The sequence below is a fragment of the Oceanitalea stevensii genome (assembly GCF_014837105.1).
Lineage (GTDB): Bacteria > Actinomycetota > Actinomycetes > Actinomycetales > Actinomycetaceae > Oceanitalea > Oceanitalea stevensii.
The window spans coordinates 87,955-112,422 of the sequence record NZ_JACSPO010000009.1; the positions used below are offsets into that span (position 1 = coordinate 87,955).

13 protein-coding genes and 1 pseudogene are annotated in these 24,468 nt (G+C 71.5%); 8 read left to right on the top strand and 6 right to left on the bottom strand.

Going from position 1 to position 24,468, the window contains the following annotated elements; translation table 11 throughout:
• Window positions 1-306 precede the first annotated feature (306 nt).
• The 3 genes and pseudogenes from H9624_RS13455 to H9624_RS13465 all read right to left on the bottom strand — a co-directional run.
• A pseudogene (locus H9624_RS13455) lies at window positions 307-2,259 on the bottom strand (OmpL47-type beta-barrel domain-containing protein); the annotation flags it as partial.
• 82 nt (window positions 2,260-2,341) lie between these two features.
• Window positions 2,342-6,241, bottom strand: a complete 3,900-nt coding sequence (locus tag H9624_RS13460) for a ThuA domain-containing protein (protein ID WP_251840404.1) — start codon at window positions 6,239-6,241, stop codon at window positions 2,342-2,344.
• A gap of 144 nt (window positions 6,242-6,385) precedes the next feature.
• Window positions 6,386-7,441, bottom strand: a complete 1,056-nt coding sequence (locus H9624_RS13465; protein ID WP_251840405.1) for a multicopper oxidase domain-containing protein — start codon at window positions 7,439-7,441, stop codon at window positions 6,386-6,388.
• Window positions 7,442-8,011: 570 nt separating this feature from the next.
• Between H9624_RS13465 and H9624_RS13470 the strand changes: the two genes are divergently transcribed.
• From H9624_RS13470 to H9624_RS13495, 6 genes are all read left to right on the top strand, one after another.
• Window positions 8,012-8,983, top strand: coding sequence for a hypothetical protein (locus H9624_RS13470; RefSeq protein WP_251840406.1), 972 nt, complete (start codon window positions 8,012-8,014; stop codon window positions 8,981-8,983).
• Window positions 8,984-9,095: 112 nt separating this feature from the next.
• Window positions 9,096-10,181, top strand: a complete 1,086-nt coding sequence (locus H9624_RS13475; RefSeq protein ID WP_251840407.1) for a DUF4232 domain-containing protein — start codon at window positions 9,096-9,098, stop codon at window positions 10,179-10,181.
• A 250-nt stretch (window positions 10,182-10,431) separates the two neighbouring features.
• Window positions 10,432-10,776 carry a PadR family transcriptional regulator gene (locus H9624_RS13480; RefSeq protein ID WP_307784966.1) on the top strand — a complete coding sequence of 115 codons (345 nt, stop codon included), beginning with the start codon at window positions 10,432-10,434 and terminating at the stop codon, window positions 10,774-10,776.
• 2 nt (window positions 10,777-10,778) lie between these two features.
• Entirely contained in the window at window positions 10,779-11,159 is a 381-nt protein-coding gene (locus tag H9624_RS13485; protein WP_251840423.1) for a DUF1048 domain-containing protein, read from the top strand.
• A gap of 32 nt (window positions 11,160-11,191) precedes the next feature.
• A complete protein-coding gene (locus tag H9624_RS13490; protein WP_504740261.1) occupies window positions 11,192-11,956 on the top strand; it encodes an ABC transporter ATP-binding protein in 765 nt (254 codons plus the stop codon).
• Window positions 11,953-12,717: an ABC transporter permease gene (locus H9624_RS13495; RefSeq protein ID WP_251840409.1), complete on the top strand. Its 765-nt coding sequence runs from the start codon at window positions 11,953-11,955 to the stop codon at window positions 12,715-12,717. The genes H9624_RS13490 and H9624_RS13495 overlap by 4 nt, the downstream gene beginning before the upstream one ends.
• A 66-nt stretch (window positions 12,718-12,783) precedes the next feature.
• Here H9624_RS13495 and H9624_RS13500 read toward each other — a convergent pair whose 3' ends face one another.
• Complete coding sequence (locus H9624_RS13500; protein WP_251840410.1) at window positions 12,784-14,298, bottom strand: HNH endonuclease signature motif containing protein; 1,515 nt, start codon at window positions 14,296-14,298, stop codon at window positions 12,784-12,786.
• A gap of 222 nt (window positions 14,299-14,520) precedes the next feature.
• On the opposite strand from H9624_RS13500, the gene H9624_RS13505 reads away from it, so the two are divergent.
• Window positions 14,521-15,117, top strand: a complete 597-nt coding sequence (locus H9624_RS13505; protein ID WP_251840411.1) for a class I SAM-dependent methyltransferase — start codon at window positions 14,521-14,523, stop codon at window positions 15,115-15,117.
• Window positions 15,118-15,126: 9 nt separating this feature from the next.
• Here H9624_RS13505 and H9624_RS13510 read toward each other — a convergent pair whose 3' ends face one another.
• Window positions 15,127-15,486: a nuclear transport factor 2 family protein gene (locus H9624_RS13510; RefSeq protein WP_251840412.1), complete on the bottom strand. Its 360-nt coding sequence runs from the start codon at window positions 15,484-15,486 to the stop codon at window positions 15,127-15,129.
• Window positions 15,483-16,502, bottom strand: coding sequence for an LLM class flavin-dependent oxidoreductase (locus H9624_RS13515; protein ID WP_251840413.1), 1,020 nt, complete (start codon window positions 16,500-16,502; stop codon window positions 15,483-15,485). The genes H9624_RS13510 and H9624_RS13515 overlap by 4 nt, the downstream gene beginning before the upstream one ends.
• Window positions 16,503-16,666: 164 nt before the next feature.
• Between H9624_RS13515 and H9624_RS13520 the strand changes: the two genes are divergently transcribed.
• Window positions 16,667-24,468: DUF2341 domain-containing protein (locus H9624_RS13520; protein WP_251840414.1), on the top strand; the 7,802-nt coding region annotated here is incomplete at its 3' end.

Consider the following 24,468-nt stretch of genomic DNA (forward strand, 5'->3'; position numbering starts at 1 on the left):
GAGGGGGAGGAGCCCACACACGGCGAGAGCCGGGTTCCTCCTGGAGGAATCCGGCTCTCGGCGTTAGTGGGGGGTGGGGCTGGGCTATGCGCCGATCGTGCTGCGCGCGGCGGCGCGGAGGATCGTGCTGAGCTCACGGGCGGTGAGCACGCCGTCGGCGACGTGCGGGCGCAGGACGTCACCGACGTGGCGGACGAAGGCGCCACGGGTGGCGTAGTCGCCGTCCTCGTCGATGAGGTCGTTGAGGCAGCCGCCCTCGGTCTCGGCGTTGGCCACGCCGGTGTCGACGCCGTCGACGACGACGGTCGCGCGGGTGTCGGTGCACTCGCCCGGCTCCGGCTCGTCCGCCTCGACCACGGTGAAGGTCACCGTGCCCTCGCCGGTGTTGCCGGCGACGTCGGTGGCCCGGTAGTCCACGGTGTGCGCCCCGGGCTCGGTCACCTCGACCGGCGCGGTGTACGCGGTCCAGTCGCCGCCGTCGAGGGCGTACTCGACGGTGTCGACGCCGGAGTCTGCGTCGGTGGCGGCGATCGTCACGGTGGCGGAGCCGACGAACGCGCCGTCCTCGTCCTCCTCGCCGGTCACCGTGGCGGAGACCTCGGGGGCGGTGGTGTCGGGGCCGGGCTCGACGTCCTCCTCGGCGACCGTGAAGCTCACGGACCCCTCGGCGGTGTTGCCGGCGACGTCGGTGGCCCGGTAGTCCACGGTGTGCGCCCCGGGCGCGCTCACCTCGAGCGGCGCGGTGTACGCGGCGAACGCCGCCCCGTCGAGGGAGTACTCGACGCTCGCGACGCCGGACCCACCCTCCTCGTCGGTCGCGGTGAGGGTGACGGTCGCGGTGCCGACGTAGGCGCCGTCCTCGTCCTGCTCACCGGTGACGGCGGCAGTGACCTCGGGAGCCGTCGTGTCCGGCTCCGGCTCGACGTCACCCTCGACGACCGTGAAGGTCACCGAGCCCTCGCCGACGTTCCCGGCGACGTCGCTCGCCCGGAAGGCGACCGTGTGCTCGCCGGGCTCGGAGACGGTGAGCGCCTCGTGGTAGTGCGTGAACTCCCCGCCGTCCAGGGAGTACTCGACCATGCCGAGGCCGGAGCCGCCCTCCTCGTCGGTGGCGGTGATCGTCACGGTGGCGGAGCCGACGTAGGCGCCGTCCTCGTCCTGCTCGCCGGTGACGGCGGCAGTGACCTCGGGGGCGGTCGTGTCGGGCTCGGGCTCGACGTCGGGCTCGACGACCGTGAAGGTCACCGACCCCTCGGCGGTGTTGCCGGCGACGTCGGTGGCCCGGTAGTCGACGGTGTGCTCGCCCGGCGCGGAGACGGTGAGCGCCTCGGTGTAGGCGGCGTACTCCCCGCCGTCGAGGCTGTACTCGATCGTGTCGACGCCGGAGCCGCCCTCCTCGTCGGTGGCCGCGACGGTCACGGTGGCGGACCCGACGTACGCGCCGTCGTCGTCCTGCTCACCGGTCACCTCGGCGGTGACGGTGGGGGCGGTGGTGTCGGGCTCGGGCTCGACGTCGGGCTCGACGACGGTGAAGCTCACGGAGCCCTCGGCGGTGTTGCCGGCGACGTCGGAGGCCCGGTAGTCCACCGTGTGCGCACCCGGCTCGCTCACCTGGAGCGGCGCGGAGTACGCGGCGTAGGCGCCGCCGTCGAGGGAGTACTCGACGGTGTCGACGCCGGAGCCGCCGTCCTCGTCGGTGGCGCCGAGGGTGACCGTCGCGGACCCGACGTACGCGCCGTCGTCGTCCTGCTCACCGGTGACGTCGGCCGTGACCGTCGGTGCGGTCGTGTCCGGGTCCGGCTCGCCACCGTCGCCGGTGACGACCAGCTCGCCCCACATGGGGCCGTGGCCGGGGATCGAGCAGAAGTAGCGGTAGGTGCCGGGCGTGAGGGTGACCTCGGCCTCGTAGTAGCCGCCGTTCGCGTCGAAGGGGTTGGCCACGATGTTGAGGTCGACGTCGTGGTTGTAGCCCGGGGTCGAGGTGTCGAAGGTGAGGGTGTGGGGCATGCCGGTCGTGTTCCCGGTGGCCCGGCTGTTCTCGAAGATGATCGTCGCCGTCCCGGCGACGGCGGTCTCGGGTGCCGTGAGGTACGCGGTGACGCTGTTGCCGGCGGTCCAGGTGAGCGTCTGGTCAGCGGCGCCGGCGGTCGTGGGGACGAGGGAGAGCCCGGTCAGTGCCGCGAGGAGCGCGACGACGACCCGGCGGAGGACGTCGCGGCGCCGGGTCTGCGGACGGGGTGGGGAGGCGAGCTGGGACATGGGGTGGTTGAACCTTCCGGGTGTGCTGCGAGGGGTGGACCGGTGCGGCGGGACGTGCCCGCCGCACCGGTCCGGGGACGACCTAGGACAGGTCCCGCACGCGGACGTTGCGGTACTCCATGAGGTCGTTGTTGCCGTGGTTCTGCAGGCCGATGAACCCACTGGCGAACTGGCGCAGGTCGGTGGGCGGGTCACCCGCGCGCGAGGACTGCTGCCCCGGCGCGTTCTCCCACTCGTTGATGACCTCGCCGTTGCGCAGGATCGTGTACTGCTGGCCGACGACGCGGATCTCGTAGTCGTTCCACACGCCCTTGTCGGTCGCGCCGGCCTCCTCGAGGGTGTTCGGCGCGAAGTTGTACACCGACCCCGTCTTCTGGGGCTCACCGGAGGGACCGTCGTACATCTGGATCTCGTGACCGCACATGATCGCGACCCAGGCCTCGGACTGGTTCTGGCCGCACTCCGGCTGCTCGGCGGCAGTCGGGTCGGGGAAGCGGACGAACACGCCACCGTTGGCGTACGTGTTGCCCTCCGACACGTCGCGGAACTGCAGCTTGAGCGAGAAGTCGGAGAACTCCTCGGCCTCGTACCACAGCATCCCCAGGCCGCCGCGGGACAGGATCGACCCGCTCGGCAGGAGCTCGAAGCTTCCGCCCGGTGCCTGACGCCAGTCCTCGAGGGACGCGGACGTCCCGTCGAAGAGCCAGCGGTACCCGGTCTGACCCGGACGCCCGACCTGGGAGCTGGTGGCCCCGCTGCTCAGCTGGGCGCCCTCACGGCCGGTGATCACCTTGTCGTTCTTGAGCTGGCGGACCAGCTCGTTGACGTGGCGGATGAACGCGCCGTGGGTGTCCCACTCGCCCTCGTCGTTGATGAGGTCGGCGATGGTGCAGCCACCGAGGTCGTCGTTCGCGACGCCCGTGTCGACGTCACCGATCCACACCGTGTCCCGTGCGTCCGGGACGGCGCACTCGATGACGACGGCGGTCTCCACCGTCTCCGTCGTGCCGTCCGCGTAGGTGACGCTGAGGGTGGCGGTGTAGTCGTCGATGCGGTCGTAGGTGTGCTGCGGGTCGGCCTCGGTGGACGTCGAGCCGTCCCCGAAGTCCCAGTGCCACGACACGCCGCCGGAGCGGGAGCCGGTGAACTGGACCGTCAGCGGGCTGCTCTGGACGCTCGCCGCCCGCGCGGTGGGCGCCGGGGTCGCCGGGCCACCGGTGTAGGCGATACGGATGAGCTTCTGGTTCTCGTGCAGGGTGAAGAAGCCGCTGCCGTAGTCGAGCAGGTAGAGCGCGCCGTCCGGGCCGAACTCGGCGTCCATCCAGCTCTGCAGCTGGTTGCCGCCGCCACCGGCGCGGATGATGTGGCGCAGGTCCTCGGCGAAGACCGGGGGAGCCGCCTCGTCCACACCCTCCGGGTCGGCCGTGATGGCCACCCGGTTGTTGGAGTTGGACTGGTCACCGATCAGCCACTTGCCCTCCCAGTACTCCGGCCAGGCGACGTCGCTGCCCTCGTCCACCTGGGAGAGGCGGTAGGTCGGGCCGGACATGACGGCCTGGCCACCACCGCGCAGGTACGGCTGGGTGTAGGTGACCTCGTCCTCCTCGTAGCTGGGGACGCCGTTCTCGTCACGCGGGAAGACCGGGCCGCCCCCACCGGGGGAGTACCAGATCATGTTGTCCCGGGCGTCGGGGATGTCGACGAGACCGGTGTTGCGCGGCGAGGTGTTCTGCAGGTTGTCGCAGTCGTACCAGTCGGTGAGGACGCTGGCGTCCTCGTTGCTCCGGTCGCGGTACGGCTGACGGTCACCCATGCAGTACGGCCAGCCCTGGTTGCCCGCCGAGGTGATGATCGAAGCGGTCTCGTACTTGGCCGGGCCGAGCTCGGGGCTGGGCGAGAACGCGTCCGGGCCCACCCACGCGGCGGTCAGCCAGTCGGTGTCGGCGTCGATCTGGATGCGCGAGGGGTTGCGCACGCCCATGACGTAGATCTCCGGGCGCGCCTGGTCCCCGTTGCCCTCGTCCCCCGTGAAGAGGTTGCCCTCGGGGATCGTGTACGTGCCGTCGTCCTCGGGGTGGATCCGCAGGATCTTGCCGTTGAGGTCGTTGGTGTTGCCCGACGTGCGGCGGGCGTCCTGGAAGGAGAGGCCCTTGTAGTCCTGGGTCCAGTTGTTCCCGGAGTAGCCGTCCGAGCCCTGCGAGGAGTTCGAGTCACCCGTGGAGACGTAGAGGTTCCCCGCGTCGTCGAAGGCCAGGCCACCACCGGCGTGGCAGCAGCTGTGGATCTGGGTCTCCCACTCGAGGAGGTCCACCCGCGAGTCGAGGTCGATGCTCGGGCCCTCGGGGTCGTAGGTGAAGCGCGAGACGGTGCGCATGCCCACGCGGTCCTCGGTGTCGATGGACTCGTAGGGCATCCAGTAGACGTAGAGCCAGTTGTTCTCCGCGAAGTTCGGGTCCGGCTCGACGCCGAACAGGCCCTCCTCGGTCTTGACCAGCTCGCCGCCGCTCCCGCGGTTGCCGAAGACGTCGAGCACGGTGAGCAGCGTGACCTCACCGGACTCCGGGTCGTACTGGTGGATGCTGCCGCAGCCCAGGCCCACGTTCTCCTGGTCCCACGAGGGGATCGGGCCGGTGGGGCAGGCGCCGCGGCCGACGTAGAAGACGGTGCCGTCGTCGGTGATCGTCAGGCCGTGCGGCTCGCCGATCTGGTCGAGCGTGCCGGGCGTGTTCGTCGTCGTCAGGCGCTCGATCTCGTAGTTGTCGCCGATCGTGGCCTGGCAGTCCCCGCGCACGAGGCCGGCGGACCACTGGATGGCGCCGAGCACGTGGCTGCGGAACCCGTCCTCGTCCCAGCTGCCGGCGGTGCCGCCCATGCCGGTGTAGAACGAGCGGCCGCCGTCGTAGTCACGGCACCAGGAGATGGGGTGGAACGGGCCGTTGGCGGTGTCGCCGGCGTCGTAGTCCCACTCCTGGACCTGGGCCACGGTGTGGACCTCACCGATCGGGTTGGTGTCCCAGTTGAGCCACTTGTCCGAGCGGGTCCAGTTGAGCGGCAGGCCCTCGTTTGCCGGGTGCTGACGGTCGACGACGTTGACGGTCGCCTCGTTCACCGGGATCTCGACCACGGGCGGGTCGATCGACTCGTCGGTGAACAGGAGCAGGTCGGCGAGCTGGGTCGCGGACTCACCCTTGTTCGCCGTGATGTCCAGCTGGAAGTACTTGTACGCCACGTCGTTGTCGAAGGCGTAGGTCTTGCGCTGGAAGCGCTGGGGGAAGTCGTCGCTGCGGGTGTCGAGGTCGACCCACGTCTCGCCGTCGACGGAGCCGCGCAGCGTCCACGTGGCCGGGTCGCGGCCGGCGAAGTCGTTGGCCGAGGTCATGACGTAGTTCGTCACGACGGCGGCCTCGGTGAGCTCGAGGCTGATGGTCGAGGTCCTCGCGAAGGAGAGCCACTTGGTGCTCGAGTCGTCGTCGATGAGGTTGACGGCACGCTCGTTGTTGGGCTGGTCGCCGGTCGCCGAGATGGTGGCGACCTCCTCCGGCGTGGGGCGGGCGCCCGCGGGCCGGGCGCCGAGGAGCCCGGTGAACCACTGCGACTCGGGCTGGGCCTTGACGGCGTCACGGACCCCGAGGAAGCCTCCGCCGTCGTTGACGAAGTCCTGCAGGGCGCTCTCCTGGGCGCCGTCGAGCTCGGTGCCCTCGGCGGAGAGGAAGACGACCCCGCGGTAGGAGTCGAGGTTCTCGTCGGTGAAGTCGGCCGGGTCGCTGGAGACGGTGACGTCGAAGTCGTTCTCCGCGCCGAGCTCGGCGATCGTGGCGGCGGCCTCGAGGACGGGGTCGTCCTGGGCCTCGGGGTCCCCGTGGAACACGAGGACGTTGACGTCCGCGGCCGTCTGGGCAGCGCGGTTCTTGGCGACGGCGGAAGCTGCTGTGCTCCCACCACCTGGTGCGGCGAGCGCGGGCCCCGCAGACATCGTGAGCATGAGCGCTGCGCTCGCGCTGAGGACTCCGGCCTTCCGGAGCCGCTGTGCCCGTCCGGCTGTGGACGGGCGTGGGTGTGTCGTGGTCAATTCTCCCCCTGTGTGACGAACGGGTGCGGCCGGGCAACGGTGCCGTGGCCGCCGATGTCAGTGGTGGCCGCTCCCTTCGTGGTCGTGGAACCAGTCGATGGACTCCTGCGCGCCGTCGGGCATGCTCCCGTCCGCGTTGCGGACGAGGAAGATGCCGGACATGCCGGCGTCGGAGTGGAACTGGACGTGGCAGTGGTACATCCACGCGCCGGGGCCGACGTCCTCACCGGCGATCACCTGGAAGCCGAAGGAGTCACCGCCGTTGAGGTCGCGGTTGTCGATGATCTGGCTCGAGTCCCGCGGGCCCTCGAGGTAGCCCGTGCGGGTGTTGGCCCAGCGGTGGGCGTGCAGGTGGAAGGTGTGGAACATGTCGCCGTGGCCGATGCAGATGAACTCGACCGTCTCGCCGTGGTTCGCCTCGAACATCGGGGTGTCCGGCGCGAGCTTGTTGTTGATGAGCATCCCGTTGAAGACCACCGTGAACTGACGGTCGGGGAGGATGTCGCCCTGCCGGCGGACGATGAGGCCCCCGTAGAGGCCGGCGGCGACGCCGGCCGTGCCGTGCGGGGTGCCCATCGCGTGGTCGTGGTAGTGCCAGTAGCCGGCGGTGCCCGGGCGCGCCCAGCGGCCCAGCGACCTCTCGCCGGTGGTGCGCCAGACGTACGTGCGCGTCTCGCCCGGGCCGTTGTAGGACCTGTTGAACGGGGACCCGTCGGAGTTGACGTCGTAGAGCACGCCGTGTGGGTGGATGGAGACGTCGCGGTCGGTCGTGTTGACGAGCGTGATCTCCATCGTGTCGCCCTCGTACATCTCGAGGAGCGGCCCGGGGATCGTCGCCTTGCCGGGCTCCAGGCCGTAGCCGGTCTGCCCGTTGCCGAGGTCCTCGACGTACATCGTGATCTTGTGGACGGTGCCCGCCGTGGCGCGTGCGGTGGCGGGCGAACCGGCGGCAGCGGCTGTCGTGCCACGGCCCGTCGCGACCGCCGGAGCGGCGCCCGCGGTGGACCCGAGGGCGGCCACGGAGGCCGGGACGAACATTGCGGCAGCGGCCCCGGCGAGGACGCTGCGGCGTGAGAGCGCACCGTCGGTGCGCGGAGTGGACGTGTCTGTCATGTGGAGGCTCCCGTCGTCTCGACAGACACCTCGGCCGTACGCACCTCGCCGGCAGGACCCCCCGACGACGACGCGTGCGCAGTTGGAGCGAGCGCGTCGTTGCGACTACCGAGGCGTGAGGCATATCACCAAACGCCATGACCCTAGATCGACTTCTGGTGCACGTCAAGCAAAAGATGAAACTTCAATTGCGAACCGGCCGGACGCATTTTGGTCGCCCGCCGGAGAGGCCCGTGCGCCAGGTCAACTTCTGTTCGCGAATCTCCCAAAGGGGCTTGCCAGTTCGGCACAGAGACGATTGACTCCCTCCTGGGGGTTGCCCCGACAGTGATGTCGTCAAGAGGGCAGGAGTGACAGATGGAGTCACGAAAGTCGCGCTCGTCGCACGTGCCGGTGCCCGCACCGGCAGTGCCCCGCCCGGTTCCGGGCGCGAGCGTGGAGGTACCGGCGTCTCGCCGTGCGCAGCTCTGACGAGCTCACGGTGCCACCCTCGCCATCCACCGCCTCCGTGCGCAGGCCGCCGACGCCGTCGTCGCTGTGCCGGGGAATGTCACCTCACAAGGAGAAACCATGCGTAAGAGAATGACCACGGTCCTCATCGGGGGACTGGCGCTCGCCGGGTTCGGCGCGATCGCTCCGGCCCAGGCAGCGCTGACCACCTTCTGCGACGGTGAGGCGGGCGGCGTCACGGTCCCCGGCGACCTCGTCGTCGGCGCCGGCGACGCCTGCTCGCTGGAGGACACGGTCATCAACGGCAACGTGCGGGTCGCCGCCGGTGCCGACCTCGTCGCCGACGGCCTCACGGTCAACGGCAACGTCACCGTCCAGGGCGAGGGCTACCTCGACCTCGTCAACTCGACCGTCACGGGCAACGTCGTCAACCGTGGCGCCTTCGGCGTGTACCTCGACTACACGACCGCCAACGCCTACACGGCCAACGCCAACGTCAACCCCGACTCCTTCCTGTGGACCTACGAGGCCGACTTCTCCGGCCGCGTCCTCGCCACCGGCGGCTCGGTCCTCCTCGAGAGCACCGTCGCGAACCGCGCGGTCGAGACGAGCGACACCCAGTACACCGACATCCTCGACTCCGTGGTCGGCGGTGCCCTCACGGTCACCGGCACCGACTTCGGTGCGCTGGTCTGTGGCAGCGAGGTCGACGGCCACGCCACCTTCGCGAGCAACGGCGAGGGCGTTCAGCTCGGCGCCGGCGGCGCGCTCGGTGACTGCGAGCTCGGCACGAGCGTGTGGGGCGGCAACGTGACGGTCGCCGGCACCACCGGCCACGTCCAGGTCTCCGACAACATCATCCGCGGCAACCTCGACGGCACGGGCAACGAGTCCGTGGCCCAGAGCGACAACCGCATCCGCGGTGAGCTCCGTGGCCAGTTCGCCGAGCAGGCGCAGCAGCGCATGCGGATGCAGCTCGAGGCGCCCGCCGCCGAGTCCGGTGCCGAGCGCGAGGTGCTCGAGCAGCTGCGCAGCGAGCGTCTGGGCAAGGCCGAGGCCGACGCCGAGAAGGCCGGTCCCGCCAACCTCTGAGTGACCCCGTGCCGGGGACCGGTCGTGCACGCGCGCGACCGGTTCCCGGCACAGGCGCGTCCGAGGGTGTGAACCGGTCTGGCCGGGCCGGGTGGCCCGCTAGCCTCGCAGCGTGCGACTTCTCCGGGCATGGCTGCCCGCCCTTCTCGCCGCTGCGCTGTGGCTCGTCAGCGGCGCCGTCGAGTGGCTGAGCCGGCGGTCCTCGAGCTTCGTCCTCGACGTCCTGGACCTTCTCGCGCCCGAGACCGTGCCCATGGGCCAGCTCGTCGCGCCCGCGCCGTGGCCCGTTGTCCTCGCCGGGCTGTCGGCCCTCGCCGTCGCGGGCGCCCACGCCGCCGCCCTCGCCCTCGTCCGCGTCCGACGGCGGGAGGCGCCCGCCCTCACGACCTTCGCCGCGTACTGGATGTGCGCCGTCGTCGCCGGCGCCGTGACGGCCGCGATCCCCTTCGCCGCTGCCGTGGTCGGGGCGCTCGCGGAGGGGCGCATGCCGTCCGGTCTCGCGGGGACCTACCTCGTGACAGGGGCGCACTGGGGGCTGCTGTGGGGCTGGCTGCCCGCGCTGCTCGCCCGCGCCCTCGACACCGAGGACGCCGCCGCGCGCTCGCGGGCTGGGCTCGCCGCAGCCGGGGCGCTCGTCCTTCTCGCGGCCGGGGTCGCCACCGCCGTCGTCGCGCCGGTGGCCGACGCCGCCCGGCAGGCGGCTGTCCCCGAGACGCCCGAACCTGAGCCGGTGCCGACGGGCACCCCGGTGCCCGAGGTGGCGCCGGGGGAGTGGCAGGTCGACCCGCTGTGGTGCACGAGCGGCCAGCTCGAGGTCACCGCCGGCCCGGTCGAGGCCGCGCTCGGCGTGCGCGCCATGCCAGTCCGCGTGACCAACGTGGCCGACGCCGCCTGCGTGCTCGAGGGCTACCCCGACGTCGCCTTCGGGGCCACGCGTACGGGCGCCGTCGACGTCGAGGTCGACTTCGGTGGGGACACCGTCGTCGAGGACCCGGGCGTGCACCGCCTCGAGCTCGCCCCGGGGGAGCGGGCGGTGACCGTGCTGGGGTGGCGCACCCCTGCGGCGTCGAGCGCCGACCCGGCCGACTGGCTGCACGTGGCGGGGTTCCACGGTGGCCGGCGGGAGGTGGTCGAGGTCGACACCGACATTACCGGCGGCACCGTGTCGGTGACGGCCTGGGCGGTGGCGGAGGGCTGAGCGCGCAGACTGGGCGCGCGGAGGGCCGGGGCTGACGGGGCCTCGGCGCTCGTGGCATGCCCGCCCCCGCGCGCCTGCCCGGCGTGCCCCCCGCGTGCCCGCCCTCTGCGTGCCCGCCCTCTGCGTGCCCGCCCCCGCGCGTGCCGCTAAGCCTCGTGGAAGTTCTCCGCTAATCAGTGTTGCCAAGTACCGGTACCTAGCGGTACTTTATACCGGTACCCAATGACGCTATGTAGTGGGAGGTGGTCACGTGGCCAACCAGATGACGGAGATGCTCAAGGGGACCCTCGAGGGCATCGTCCTCGCGCTCCTCGCCGAGCGGGCGGCGTACGGGTACGAGATCACGGCGGGCCTGCGGGACCGGGGCTTCGCCGAGATCGCGGAGGGCACCGTGTACGCACTGCTCGTCCGCATCGAGCAGCGCGGGCTCGTGGACGTGGAGAAGGTCCCGTCCGAGAAGGGCCCGCCGCGCAAGGTCTACACGCTCAACGCGCTGGGGCGTGAGCGTCTCGCCGAGTTCTGGCGGACGTGGCGGTTCCTCTCCGAGCGCATCGAACAGCTCAACGACAACGACGACGCCGACGAAAGGGCATGACGATGGTGGGAAAGTGGATCGAGGCGATCACCGGATCGCTCGAGCAGAAGAAGCAGTACCGCGCGGACATGGCACGCATCGACGGGCTGCCCGAGCCGTACAGCGCGGCCGCCCGGGCGATGCACCGGTACCTCATGAGCTGCAGCGGGGTCACCGACGGCGACACCCTCACGACGATGATCACCGACCTCGCCGACCTGTGGGAGCGGGCGGCGGTCGACGGCACCCCGGTGCGCGCCATCGTCGGTGACGACCCGGCCGAGTTCGCCGAGTCCTTCGCCAGGGCCTACGGCGGCAAGGAGTGGCAGGCCAAGGAGCGCGACCGCCTCACATCGGCGATCGACGCGGCCGCGGGAGACGGTGGGGCGGTGAGGGACGAGTGAGCGCGACGGCCACCCGCGCGCCGGCAGTCCAGGTGCGGGGTGTGCGGAAGTCCTACGGCGAGCTGGACGTCCTCCGCGGCGTCGACCTCGGGGTCGCGCCGGGCACCATCCACGCGCTCCTCGGCTCGAACGGCGCCGGCAAGACGACGCTCGTCAAGATCCTCTCGACGCTGGTGAGGGCCGACGCCGGCACGGCGAGCGTCCAGGGGCACGACGTCGCCGCGGCGGCCGGCAGGGTCCGCGAGTCGATCAGCCTCACCGGCCAGTTCGCCGCCGTCGACGAGGTTCTCACGGGCCGCGAGAACCTCGTGCTCGTCGCACGGCTGCGTCACCTGCCCGACCCGGGCGCCGTCGCCGACGACATGCTCGCCCGCTTCTCGCTCACCGACGCGGGTGGGCGCCGGGCGGGGGAGTACTCCGGAGGGATGCGCCGCCGGCTCGACATCGCGATGAGCCTCGTCGGCGACCCGCCGGTCATCTTCCTCGACGAGCCGACCACCGGTCTGGACCCGCAGGCCAGGGCGGAGGTGTGGCGGACCGTCAAGCAGCTCGCCGACGGCGGCACCACCGTGCTCCTCACGACGCAGTACCTCGACGAGGCCGAGCAGCTCGCCGACCGCATCGCGATCCTCCACGAGGGCAGGATCATCCAGAACGGCACCCTCGCCGAGCTCAAGCGGCTGCTGCCGTCCGCGACCGTCGAGTACGTCGAGAAGCAGCCCACCCTCGAGGAGGTCTTCCTCGCCGTCGTCGGGGAGACCGACGGTTCCGCATCCGCTGGGAAGGAGCCCTCATGACCGCGCACGCCCTCGGCGACACCGGTGTCCTCACCGGGCGGTCGCTGCGTCACATCCTCCGCAGTCCCGACACGATCATCACGACGGCGATCACCCCGATCGCGCTCATGCTCCTGTTCGTCTACGTGCTGGGCGGGGCCATCGACACGGGAGGTGAGGGGTCCTACGTTGACTACCTGCTTCCCGGGATCCTCCTCATCACGATTGCCTCGGGTATCGCGTACACGTCCTACCGGCTGTTCCTCGACATGCAGGGCGGCATCGTCGAGCGCTTCCGGACGATGCCGATCACCCGCTCCAGCGTGCTGTGGGCACACGTGCTCACCTCGGTGGTGGCGAACCTCGTCTCGGTCGCGATCGTCATCGGCGTCGCCCTGCTCATGGGCTTCCGGACGGACGCGTCGGTCGGTGAGTGGCTCGCCGTCGTCGGGATCCTCGCGCTGTTCACCCTGGCGCTCACCTGGGTGGCGGTGATCGCCGGGCTGGCCGCGCGGACGGTCGACGGCGCGAGCGCCTTCAGCTACCCGCTCATCTTCCTGCCGTTCATCAGCTCGGCCTTCGTGCCGACCGACACGATGCCCGCTCCGGTGGCGTGGTTCGCCGAGCACCAGCCGGTGACGGCGATCGTCGACACGGTGCGCGCGCTGTTCGCGGGGGAGCCGGTGGGCTCGGACATCTGGGTCGCCCTCGCCTGGCTCGTCGGGATCCTCGCCGTCGCCTACGCCGCCGCTGCCGCGATGTACCGGCGCAAGACCGGCTGACACGCCGGTCGCAGGTCCTCCCACCGCCCCGTGCCGGGTGGTGGGCAGACCTGTCCCCTGGGGTTTCTAGGTCTGTTCGTGCTTGGCGGTGATGAGCTGGCCGTGGCGGGTGTAGAAGTACCAGCGGCTTGCTGCGCGGACGATGGTGATGCCGTAGGCGTGGACCCAGTCGTGGTGGTGCCAGCACAGCAGGATGCCGTGCTCCACGCAGGTGGCTCCGCCGTCGCGGTACCACTGGATGGAGTGGTGGATCTCCCCGACCCCGGGTGGCTGGTCGCAGTCGGGGTACTGGCACGTCTTGTCCCGGGCGACGATCGCGCGGACCATGTGGGCGGGGAAGATCCGCTGCTCGCGCCCCACGTCCAGCACGGTGGAGTCCGGTCCGAACACCACCCGTGAGAGCGAGGACTCGCACACGAGGCGGGCGAGCATCGCCGGCGGGATGGGGGTTCCGTCCTCCAGGGTGGCCGGTTTGATGCCGGTCATGGCGCGGGGGTCGATGGCGGTGGAGATGACGTGGGTGTCCCCGGGCTGCCAGGTGTCCATCCAGGCCTGTGCCTCCGGCGACAGCGTGAACGGATCCGGTCCCCGGTGCTCAGGGTCGCGTGGCCCGCCGGGCGCGGTGAACAGGGCCTCTTCCCAGAACCCCAGCTCACCGCCCGGCTCGTGCTCGCGCCCGCTCGCGGTCACCGGCGGGCGGGGTGAGCCGGTGGCGGCGGCCAGGGCGCGCAGGGTCCCGATGTCGGCGGTCACGGTGACGTGGGGCCGGATGCGGGCACCCTTGCCCTGCTCGCCGGTGTCCAGTGACTGCCGGGCCAGTGAGGTCAGCGCCGCGGCCCGCCGCTGGGCGGGGGTGCGCTCATCGCCCTTGGCCTTGCGGCCCATATGGGCCCGTAGCGCGGTGTCGACGCTCTGGCCGGAGAGCTCGTCGAGCCAGCCGTTGAGGTGGTAGCCGTCCATGGTCCGCGACAGGGTCAGCTGCTCCTTGGCGCCGTCCTCCCGCCACGCCCGGTCGGCGGCCTCGGGGTCCGAGGCGATCGCCCACGTGCCCACGAGCTTGGCGAAGGACCCCGCATCCATCCGCTCGGCCTGCTCGACCAGGAACCCCTCACCGAGCTCACTGTCGGACAGCTGGACCCGCAGCCGGTTCGTCGTGATCGCTCCACGCACCAGGACGCCCACGTGCTCCTCGCTGATCCGCCCCTCCGCCAGCGCCGCCCGCGACAGGGGCAGCAGGTCACGCAGTGCTCGGGCGTGGCGCACCTGCCGTGACGCGCTCTGCGCGGTGGCATCAGTCTGCGTCCGCAACCACGCGGGGAAGGTCCGCTGCCCGTCCAGCGCCCAGAGCCCGTTCGCCTCGATGGACGCCAGCATCTGCGCCTGTGCCCCGGACAGGACCCGCTCCAGCTGCACCATCACGCCGAGCGCCTCGTGGAGCCGGTGGCCGTTGACCTCGTGCCAGTCCGTCCCCGCGAGGCCACCCGCCGCGGCGAGCATGGCGCTCAGCCTCTCGACCGGGTCGGCGGACTGCCACGCGTGCTCGGGCGAGGACGCTGCGCCGTCGACCACGTCTACGGCCACTGTCCCCACCCCCTGTCGAGGCCTGCTGTGCTGCTGGTCACATCGTCCCAGCGACCACTGACATTGGGCGCCGCGCCGCGGACCGGGCCCGCGCCGTCGACCATCTCCTCGGTCACGGCCCCCACCCCCTCACGCCCTTCTTGTGTTGCTGGTCACATCGTCTCAGCGACCACCGACATCGGACGGTCCCCGGAGGCCCACCGCTTGCGTAGGGTGCACCGCGTGTCCTTCGACGAGGTCCGCGCGGCCTACTCCGCGCGTGCGGGCGAGTACGTCGACGCCGTCGGGAAGATCGAGCACGCGCCCGAGCGCGACCGGGACGCCCTGCTCGCCTGGGCCCGCGCCGTCGACGGCCCGATCCTCGACGTCGGCTGCGGCCCGGGACAGTGGACGAGCTTCCTCCACCGCCACGGCGTCGACGTCGAGGGTGTCGACCCCGTCGAGTCCTTCCTCGCGGACGCCCGCACCCGCTACCCGGACGCGCGCTACCGGACCGGACGGGCGGAGGACCTCGGCGTCCCCGACGGCAGCCTCGGTGGGATCCTCGCCTGGTTCTCCCTCATCCACACCGACCCGCGCGCCGTCGACGCCCCGCTCACCGAGTTCTCCCGCTGCCTGCGACAAGGCGGGAGCCTCGCTCTCGGCTTCTTCGTCGGGCCGGACCAGGAGCCGTTCGGCCACGCCGTCACGACGGCGTACTTCTGGTCCGTCGACGGGCTCGGTCGCCGCGTGGAACAGGCGGGCCTCACGGTCGTGGACACGCAGGTCCGTACCGAGCCCGGCGCGCGTCCCTACGGTCTGCTCGTCGCCGAGCGCTGACCGCCGGCGTCAGGAAGGGACCGGCGTGCCCTGGTGGAACAGGCACCGCACGCCGTCGCCGTCCCGCCGCCACAGCGAGGAGCGGCGGCTCACCGCGCCGTCGAGCTCGAGGCGGTAGGTGAGCAGGACCGTGTCCGGACCGACGGGCCGCACCTCCCGCTCGGTGAGCACCGCCGGCGGGAGGGGAGTGGTGTCGCCGACGAGCGCGGCCACGATCTCCTCCCGCGTCCACAGGCGCCCGGACTGCCCGATCTCGGTGAAGTCGGGGGCGAGCAGCGACTCGAGACGTGGCCGGTCGCTACGGACGGCGGGGGCCAGCAACGCCTCCTCCGCCTCCCACGCCGCTGCGACGAGCCCCTCCGCGTTCACCGCCACCCCAGCGCCGGCGCGAGGTGGGTGAGGACGCTCTCGATGACGTGGGCGTTGTACTCCACGCCCAGCTGGTTCGGCACGGTGAGGAGGAGCGTGTCCGCGGCGGCGATCGCCTCGTCCTCGGCGAGCTCCGCGACGAGCGCGTCCGGCTCCCCGGCGTAGGACTTCCCGAAGCGCGCGAGGCCGCCCTCGAGCCGCCCGACCTGGTCGGTGGAGTGGGTGTCGCGCCAGAAGAGCTGACGGTCGAGGTCGCTGACGAGCGGGAAGATCGACCGGCTCACCGACACACGCGGCTCCCAGCCGTGCCCGGCGGCCGCCCACGCGTCGCGGTAACGCTGGATCTGCTCGGCCTGGAGCTGGTGGAAGGGCACGCCGGTGTCCTCGGTGAGCAGCGTGGAGCTCATGAGGTTCATCCCCTGCTCGGCGGTCCACTCGGCGGTGGCGCGGGAGCCGGCACCCCACCAGATCCGACGGCGCAGCCCGGGGGAGTGCGGCTCGATCCGGAGGAGCCCGGGCGGGTTGGGGAACATCGGGCGCGGGTTGGGCTCGGCGAAGCCCTCGCCGTCGAGCACCTCGAGGAACCGGGCCGTGTGCGAACGGGCCATGTCGGCGTCGGAGGTGCCGTCGTCGGGCACGTGACCGAAGTGCTCGTAGCCGCGGACGACCTGCTCGGGTGAGCCGCGGCTGATGCCGAGCTGCAGCCGGCCGCCGGAGATGAGGTCGGCCGCGCCGGCGTCCTCGGCCATGTAGAGCGGGTTCTCGTAGCGCATGTCGATGACGCCGGTGCCGATCTCGATGCGGCTCGTGCGGGCGCCGACGGCGGCGAGGAGCGGGAACGGCGAGGCCAGCTGGCGGGCGAAGTGGTGGACGCGGAAGTACGCGCCGTCGGCCCCGAGCTCCTCGGCGGCGACCGCCAGGTCGATGGACTGCAGCAGCGCGTCGGAGGCGGAACGCACCATCGACTGCGGCGACGGCGTCCAGTGGCCGAAGGACAGGAACCCGATGTTCTTCATGGCCGGGACAACGCCAGCGGGCCCGGCCTATTCCAGAAGCAGCCGAGTGTTCACGGGAACGCCAAGATCCGTTCACCGGGAAGTCGCCTGCGCTCCCTACGGTCACCAGGCCCCCGTTGTGCTCGCCAACCAAAGGCGCGCCCCCAAACCTGGAGCTGTCCAGCATGCACCTCCGCACGCTCGCCCGCCGACTGCTGAGCCTCGTGCTCGTCTCGGCCTTCGCCCTCACGCTGGTCCCGCCGGTGGCCAGTGCCGCCGAGCCTCTCCCCGAGATCGCCGGCTCGGGCACCGAGGAGGAGCCCTTCCTCATCGGCTCCGCGGCCGACCTGCTCGCGGTCACCGCGGCCATCAACGCCCACGCCGAGTACGGCGACCAGCACTACCGCCTGACCTCCGACATCGACCTCGACGGCGCCTCCTTCCCGGGCATCGACCGCTTCACGGGCGTGCTCGACGGCGCGGGCCACCGGATCGCGAACCTCACCTACGGCGAAGGAACGGACGGTCACCGCGGTCTCATCCGGCAGCTCGACGGCGGCGCGGTGCGAGACCTCACCATCGACGGCCTCACCGTCCACGTCGAGGAGCAGCTGCGCGTCGCGGGCATCGCGGTCAACGCCAGCGGCGGAGCGGTCATCGAGGGCAACTCCGTCATCAACGCTGATCTCAGCACCGGGCAGCAGTACGTCGCGGCCTTCGTCAACGACGCCCGGGAGGGCGTGACCGTCAGGGACAACTGGGCGCACGGCTCCTTCACCAGCGAGCGCTACCCGAGTGCGGTCGTCGGGTACGCCCGCTACGACGTCGACATCGAGCGCAACCTCGTCGAGGCGGTCGTCACCGCCACCGGTAACCAGGCCGTCGGGGGGATGGTCCTCGGCTACACCGGCGCCTACTCCAGGGAGAACGCCGAGAGCCACGTCCGCCACAACGTCCTCCTCGACGGTGCCGTCACCTGGCACGACGGCCAGGACAGGTTGGCCTCCGGCCGCGTCCTCGGCCACGTCCGCAGCCCCGGCTACGTCATCGAGGACAACCTCGCGAACGAGACCATCACGGTCGGGGGCGAGCGGCCCGAGGCCCCCGGCGAGGGCAACAAGCACGGCACCGACACCGCACCGCAGCTCCTCGCCCAGCAGCAGACCTACACGGACCTGGGCTGGGACCTCGAGCAGACCTGGCGCTGGGACGCCGAGCTCTCCCGGCCGGTCCCCGCCCGCGCGGCGCAGGACCTCGTCCTCGACGAGCTCCCCGTGCCCTTCGACCCCCGCCCCGAGCAGCCGCAGGAGCCCGAGGAGCCCGAGGAGCCCGTCGACCCCGACGAGCCGGCACCCTCGCTCCCCGACATCGCGGGCGACGGCACCGCGGACGCCCCCTTCCAGATCGCGACCGCCGCGGACCTCCGTACCGTCGCCGACGCGATCAACGGTGATAACGCCCGCTACGGCGGCCTCCACTACGTCCTCGCGGCGAACATCGACTTCGCCGGCGCCGCATTCACCGGCATCGACGAGTTCCGCGGCGTCCTCGACGGCGCCGGCCACAAGATCTTCGACATCACCTACGGTCCGGGCGCCGACAGCGACGAGCGCGCGCTCTTCCGCACCCTCACCGGCGCCACCGTCAAGAACCTCACCCTCGACGGCGTCCGGGCCGCGGTCACCCAGGCCTCCCAGGTCGCGGGCATCACGATCAACGCCACCGGCGGCACCGTCATCGACGGCAACTCCGTCATCAACGCCGAGCTGAGCTCGGGCCACCAGTACGTCGCGGCCATCGCCGCCAACGCCCAGCGCGGCGTCACCGTGACGAACAACTGGGTCCAGGGCTCCTTCCGCAGTGCCCGGTACCCGGCCGCCGTCGTCGGGTACGGGCGCTACGGCGTCGAGATCCGGAACAACCTCGTCGACGCCCACGTGACCGCGGGCGGGGCGCGCGCCCACGGCGGCATGCTGCTCTCCTACCAGGGCGCCTACAACGAGAACGCTCCCGGCCGCGTGAGCGAGAACGTCCTGCTCGGCGGCAAGGTCGACTGGCGGGGGGCCAGCACCGTCGACGCCGGCCGCGTCCTGGGCATCTTCCGCGACGAGGGCTTCGTCGTCGAGAAAAACCTCGCCAACGAGACCATCACCGTGGGCAGCGAGCGGCCCGACGCGCCCGGTGCCGGCAACCGGAACGGCACCGACACCGCACCCGAGCTCCTCGCCCAGCAGCAGACCTACGAGGACCTCGGCTGGGACTTCGAGAACCAGTGGCGCTGGGACGAGGGGCTCGGCCACCCGGTCCCGCACCGCGCCTTCCTCCTCGGGGAGGGCACCGAGGCGGCCCCCTTCGAGATCCGCACCCCCAGCGACCTGGAGTTCCTCGCCGAGCGCATCAACGGCGGCGACCGGTCCCTCCTCGGCGGAAAGCACGTCCAGCTGCTCGGTGACCTCGACCTCGCCGGGCGCGAGCCCTTCGAGGGCGTCGACACCTTCGACGGCGTCCTGGACGGTCGGGGTCACACGGTCACCGGCCTCACCTACGGCCCGAGCGAGGCGTCCGCCGCACTCGGCCTGGTCCGCGACCTGTCGGGCACGGTCCGCAACCTCACCCTCGACGGCGTGCGCGCCGACGGCGGTGACCGCGCCGAGCCCGTCGCCGGGCTCGCCGTCAACCTCGTCGGCACGGCCGACAGCCCGGCCCGCGTCGAGCGCGTCCAGCTCGTCGACGCCGAGGTGACAGCACCCGCCGCCGACGTCGCGGGAGGTGTCGCCGCCACGGCGACGAACGCCGTCGTCGTCCGCAACACCGTGGACGTGAGCGTGACCGCGGCGCGGGCCGCCGGAGGCATCCTCGGCACCCTGGGCGACGGCGTCGACGTCACCCTCAACCTCGTCGAGGCAGCCGTCGCGGTCCTCACGGACGGCGGCGCCGGCACCGAGGGCGTCGACGCCGGCCTCGTCGGAGCGGTGCCCGGAACCGGCAGCACCATTACCCGCAACGTCGCTCTCGACGGCGCCATCGACTACGCCGGCGCGATCGGCGGCTTCGCCGGGCGCATCGCCGGCTACACCGGCCACGACGGCTGGACCGCGGAAGGGAACCTGGCCAACGTCGAGATCACCATCGGTGGCGAGACGGTGAGCGGACCCGGCACGAAGAACCAGCACGGCACCGACGCGACCCCCGCGCAGCTCGCGGACAAGGCCACCTACGAGCAGCTCGGCTGGAGCTTCACCGACGACTGGCGCTGGGACCCCACCGCCGGCCGCCCCCTCCTCAAGTACGTGCTCCCCGAGGAGTACCCCAACCGGGTCACCACCACCTTCTACGGTGACCCGGCCACCCAGCGCGCGTTCACCTGGTACCACTCCATCGAGACCGACGCCCCGGCCGTGCTGCTCAGCACCGACGAGAGTCTCGCGCCGGACGCGACGGAGCTCGTCGCCGCCACGCAGCACGAGGGCGCGCACGGGGAGACCGTCCACCAGGCCGTGGCGACGGCCCTCGAGCCGGACACCACGTACTACTACCGGGTGGGGGACTCGACCTCCGAGGTGTGGAGCGCCACCGGCACCTTCCGCACCGCGAGCGGCACGGGTGACTTCACCTTCATCGACCTCACCGACACCCAGGCCAAGGCCTCCACCGAGGCGGCGCTCGCGGCCAACACCATGCGCAAGGCGCTCGCCGCCGTTCCCGAGGCCGAGTTCATGGTCCACAACGGCGACGTCGTCCAGGACGGTGACGTCGAGCAGGACTGGGGCGACATGCTCGGCGCGGCGCAGGACAGTCTGCTCGCGACGACGATCGCCCCGGCGTCCGGCAACCACGACATGGCCCCGCAGGCCTTCGTCGACCACTTCATGCTCGAGCACCCGAACGAGCAGGACACGACGACCGGCGCCTACTACTCCTACACCTACAACGGCGCCCACTTCATGGTCCTCAACACCAACGAGGACGCCGAGCAGGCGATCACCGACGAGCAGCTCGCCTGGCTGGAGCAGGACGCCGCGGCGGCCCGCGAGGCCGGTGCCGACTGGCTCATCCTCACCATGCACAAGGGCGTCTACACCGCCGGCAACCACGCTGACGACAGCGACATCCTCGCCATGCGCGAGGTCCTCGTCCCGGTCGTCGACGAGCTCGAGATCGACCTCGTCCTCCAGGGCCACGACCACTACATGTCCCGCACCCAGGTCCTCGAGCACGACCCCGACGGCGTGGAGGGTGCCGGCGTCGTCGAGACGACGAAGATCACCGAGGTCGTCAACGGCCAGCGGATCGAGTACCACCTCGACCCCGAGGGGACGATCTACTTCATGCCCAACACCGCGGGCGCCAAGCACTACCAGCAGATCGACGAGACGGACCACTTCGACCTCGAGGCCTACCTCCGGCTCTTCGACCGGCTCGGTACCCCGCGTGCCGGGAACGTCGAGACCTTCAGCTCCGTGGACGTCACCGAGGACCGGCTGACGGTCGAGGTCTTCCAGATCCGCGACGGCGGGGCGCCCACGCGCGTCGAGGGCTTCGGGATCGACCGGCAGATCTCGCCGGTCGAGGAGCTCCTCGCGGGGCTGCCCGACCCGGCGGACGCCACGCTCGACGACGCCCCGGCCGTCGCCGCGGCCCGTGCCGCCGTCGACGAGCTCACCCATGACCAGCAGCGGGGGCTGACCGGCCTCGCGTCGCTGGCCGCCCTCGAGCTGCGGATGCGTGAGCTCACCGGCCTCGTCTCGACCGACGGCGACGTCGTCGCCTGGGCGGACCCGGCCGCGACCTCGCGGCAGGCCATCGAGGTCCGCAACGACACGCGGCGCGACTTCACCGATGCGCCGGTGCGCCTCACGATCGCCGACGCCCCGGCCGTCGCGGCCGACGAGCTGACCTTCACCTCCGCCGACGGCGCCCCGCTGTCCCACGAGGTGGAGCACTGGGAGCCGGGCGCGACCTCGACCGTCTGGGTCCGGCTGCCGCTCCTCGCCGCCGGGTCCACCACCTCGGTGTGGGCCTACTACGGCGGCGGGGACGCGACGAACGACCCGACCGACGTGTGGAGCGGTGGCTACGCGCTCGTCGAGCACTTCACGCATGACACCGCCGCCGGTGAGCAGCGCGTCGACTCCACCGGGCAGCACACCGGCACGCTCGTCGGCGAGGACCTCACCGCGACATCGACCGACGGCGGCACCCTGGAGTCCCGCTTCGCCGGCTCCCGCCTCCAGTACCCGGGCGACGTCGGTGGTGGCTTCGGCACGCTCACCGTCAGCGGCGTCTACTCCTTCACCCCGGAGGACCTCGCCGCGCTCGACGGCGGCGACGGCGCGATCGTCGCCAAGCAGCGGGTGGGCGAGGACGCGGCCTTCTTCCACGGCGTCGCGCCGGACGGCTCGGTCAAGGCCTACCGTGGCGGCTCGACCCCCACCGTCCGTGTCCCCGCCGACGGCGAGCCGCACCTCGTGACCCAGGTCTACGACGGCATGACTTCCGCGGTCTTCGTCGACGGCGTCGAGCAGTACCAGGGCCAGGACGAGCGCAGCTTCACCGCGTCCGACCACGGCGTCCTCACGACGATCGGTGACGTCGACTCCGGTGACGGCACCCTCGCCACACCGTTCCACGGCTCCATCGACGAGGTGCAGATCGCCGGCTTCGGCTTCCTGCCCGAGTTCGAGGCCTTCCGGTATGCCAACTACGTGGGCGACGCCGTCACCTACGGCGCGCAGGTTGAGCGCGGGGACGAGCCGCTGACCCTCGTCGTCGGCGGTCCCGCCGGGGGCACCGAGGTCGAGGCCGGGCCGGTGACCTTCTCCGGCTCGCTCAGCGAGCGCGCTGTCATCACGGCGACGGTGGCCGGCCGCGAGGTGCTCTCCGAGACGGTCGACGCCGGGAGCTTCGCCCTCGACGTCCCGGTATTCGCGACCGGGAGCCAGCGCGTGACGCTGAGCGCGCGGAGCGTGACGGACGAGGACGAGACCTCAGGGTCCGTCGTCGAGCTGGACGTGACGGACACCGTCGCGCCGACCGCCCCGACCGTCGAGGAGTCCGGTGTGGAGCCGGGTGCCACGGAGGTGGCGCTCAAGGCCACGCCGCGCAGCGAGCAGGCCGAGCCCGTCGAGGTGACGTTCCACGCGAACGAGGCCGTCGCCGTCGACGAGAGCAACGTCGTCGTGCGCACGGGGACGACGACGGATCGTGTGCCGACCGCTCTCACCCCCCAGTCGGGTGAGGCGACCGGGGAGCTGCTGCCCACCACGGTGGCGGAGGACGCGAACCCGTTCCAGATCTACGAGATCACCCTCACCGAGGAGCAGGCCGCAGAGGAGGAGCTCCACCTCAGCTGGTCCGGCACCGGCGACGACCGCCGCGTGTCCGCCTGGGTCTACGACCACGGCGCCGGGCAGTGGCTGCTCAAGGACAGCGACCACGACGCCGACGGCGGGACGCTGGCCCTGGACGTCACCGCCCGGGCGGAGGAGAACGTCGTGGACGACGACGGCGCCATGCACGTCCTCGTGTGGCGCGGGCTGGTCGAGGAGCCGTGGGGGGACCGCGTCCACGAGCAGTACCCGGACGGCGCGGACTTCGACTGGGCCTTCAACCACGTGCCCGACACCCAGCTCTACGCCGAGGCGACCCCGTGGATGATGCTCGACATGTTCGAGCACCTCGTCGCGAACGCGGAGGAGCGGAAGACCGAGCTCGTGCTGCACGCCGGTGACTGGGTCAACCGGGAGTACCTGGACGACGAGTACCAGTGGTCGTCGACGATCCGCAGCGCCGAGCTGCTCGAGGAGGCCGAGCTCCCCTACATGGTCTCGTGGGGCAACCACGACTACTCCTTGGAGCGCAACGGGCGGCTCATGCTGCAGAAGTACTTCCCGATGTCCCGCTTCGAGCAGAGCGTCGAGGCCACGCCCTTCGAGTTCGGCGGCAGCCACGACATCGACAACTTCTACTACACGGCCGACATCGACGGCGCGGACCTGCTCTTCCTCGCTGTGGGGTTCTGGTCGGCGGAGGACGACGACGCACCGGGCCTCGCGTGGGCGCAGGACGTCATCGAGGCGCACCCGGACCACACGATCATCCTCTCGACGCACCACCACCTCGTCGCGCGGTACCCGGACGCGCCCTTCTCCAACCAGCGGATCAACGACCTGCTCGTGGACCCGTACCCGAACGTCGTGCTGACGCTCAGCGGCCACAACTCCGGGAGCTTCGTCACGGCCCGGGAGACGGACCACGGCAACCAGTCCTACGGCATCCTCACCGACTACCAGACGCGTCCGTGGGGTGGGCACGAGTTCTACAAGAACATCAGTGTCGACGCCGAGAACGGGCTGCTGTACGTCAACACGTACTCGCCGTGGCTTGACTCGTGGATCTCCGACGGGCGCTGGCACTCGCCGATCTCCGAGGACAAGGTGCCCGGTTTCCACGGTGACGACTCGGAGAACTTCGTCCTCGAGCTCGACCTCGGTGGGCAGCAGCGCCGGACGCTCGCGGCCTCCGGACTCACCCTGGCGGTGGGAGCACCGACCCAGGTCGGTGAGCCCGTGACGGTGGTCGGCTCCGAGCCGGCCTCCGTGACCTTCACCGGTATCGAGCCGGGAACGACGTACGAGTGGTACGTCGACGTGGCCGACGACGGCGGCAACGTCACGCGCAGCGCGACCAGCCAGTTCGTGGTCGCCGCCGCAGAGCCGGAGGAGCCGACCGAGGAGCCGACGGATCCGAGCGAGCCGGAGGAGCCGACCGAGGAACCGACGGACCCGACGGAGCCGGAGGAGCCGGGCCAGCCGCAGCCGGATCGTCGTACCGCGGAGTTCCACCTCTCGAACTCGTGGCGCGGGTCCACCGACGTGCACTTCATGTACGGCCGCTGGGCCGACGAGGTGCTCATCGGTGACTGGGACGGGGACGGCAAGGACACGATCGCGGTGCGCCGCGGCAACGTCTTCCACGTGTCCAACGC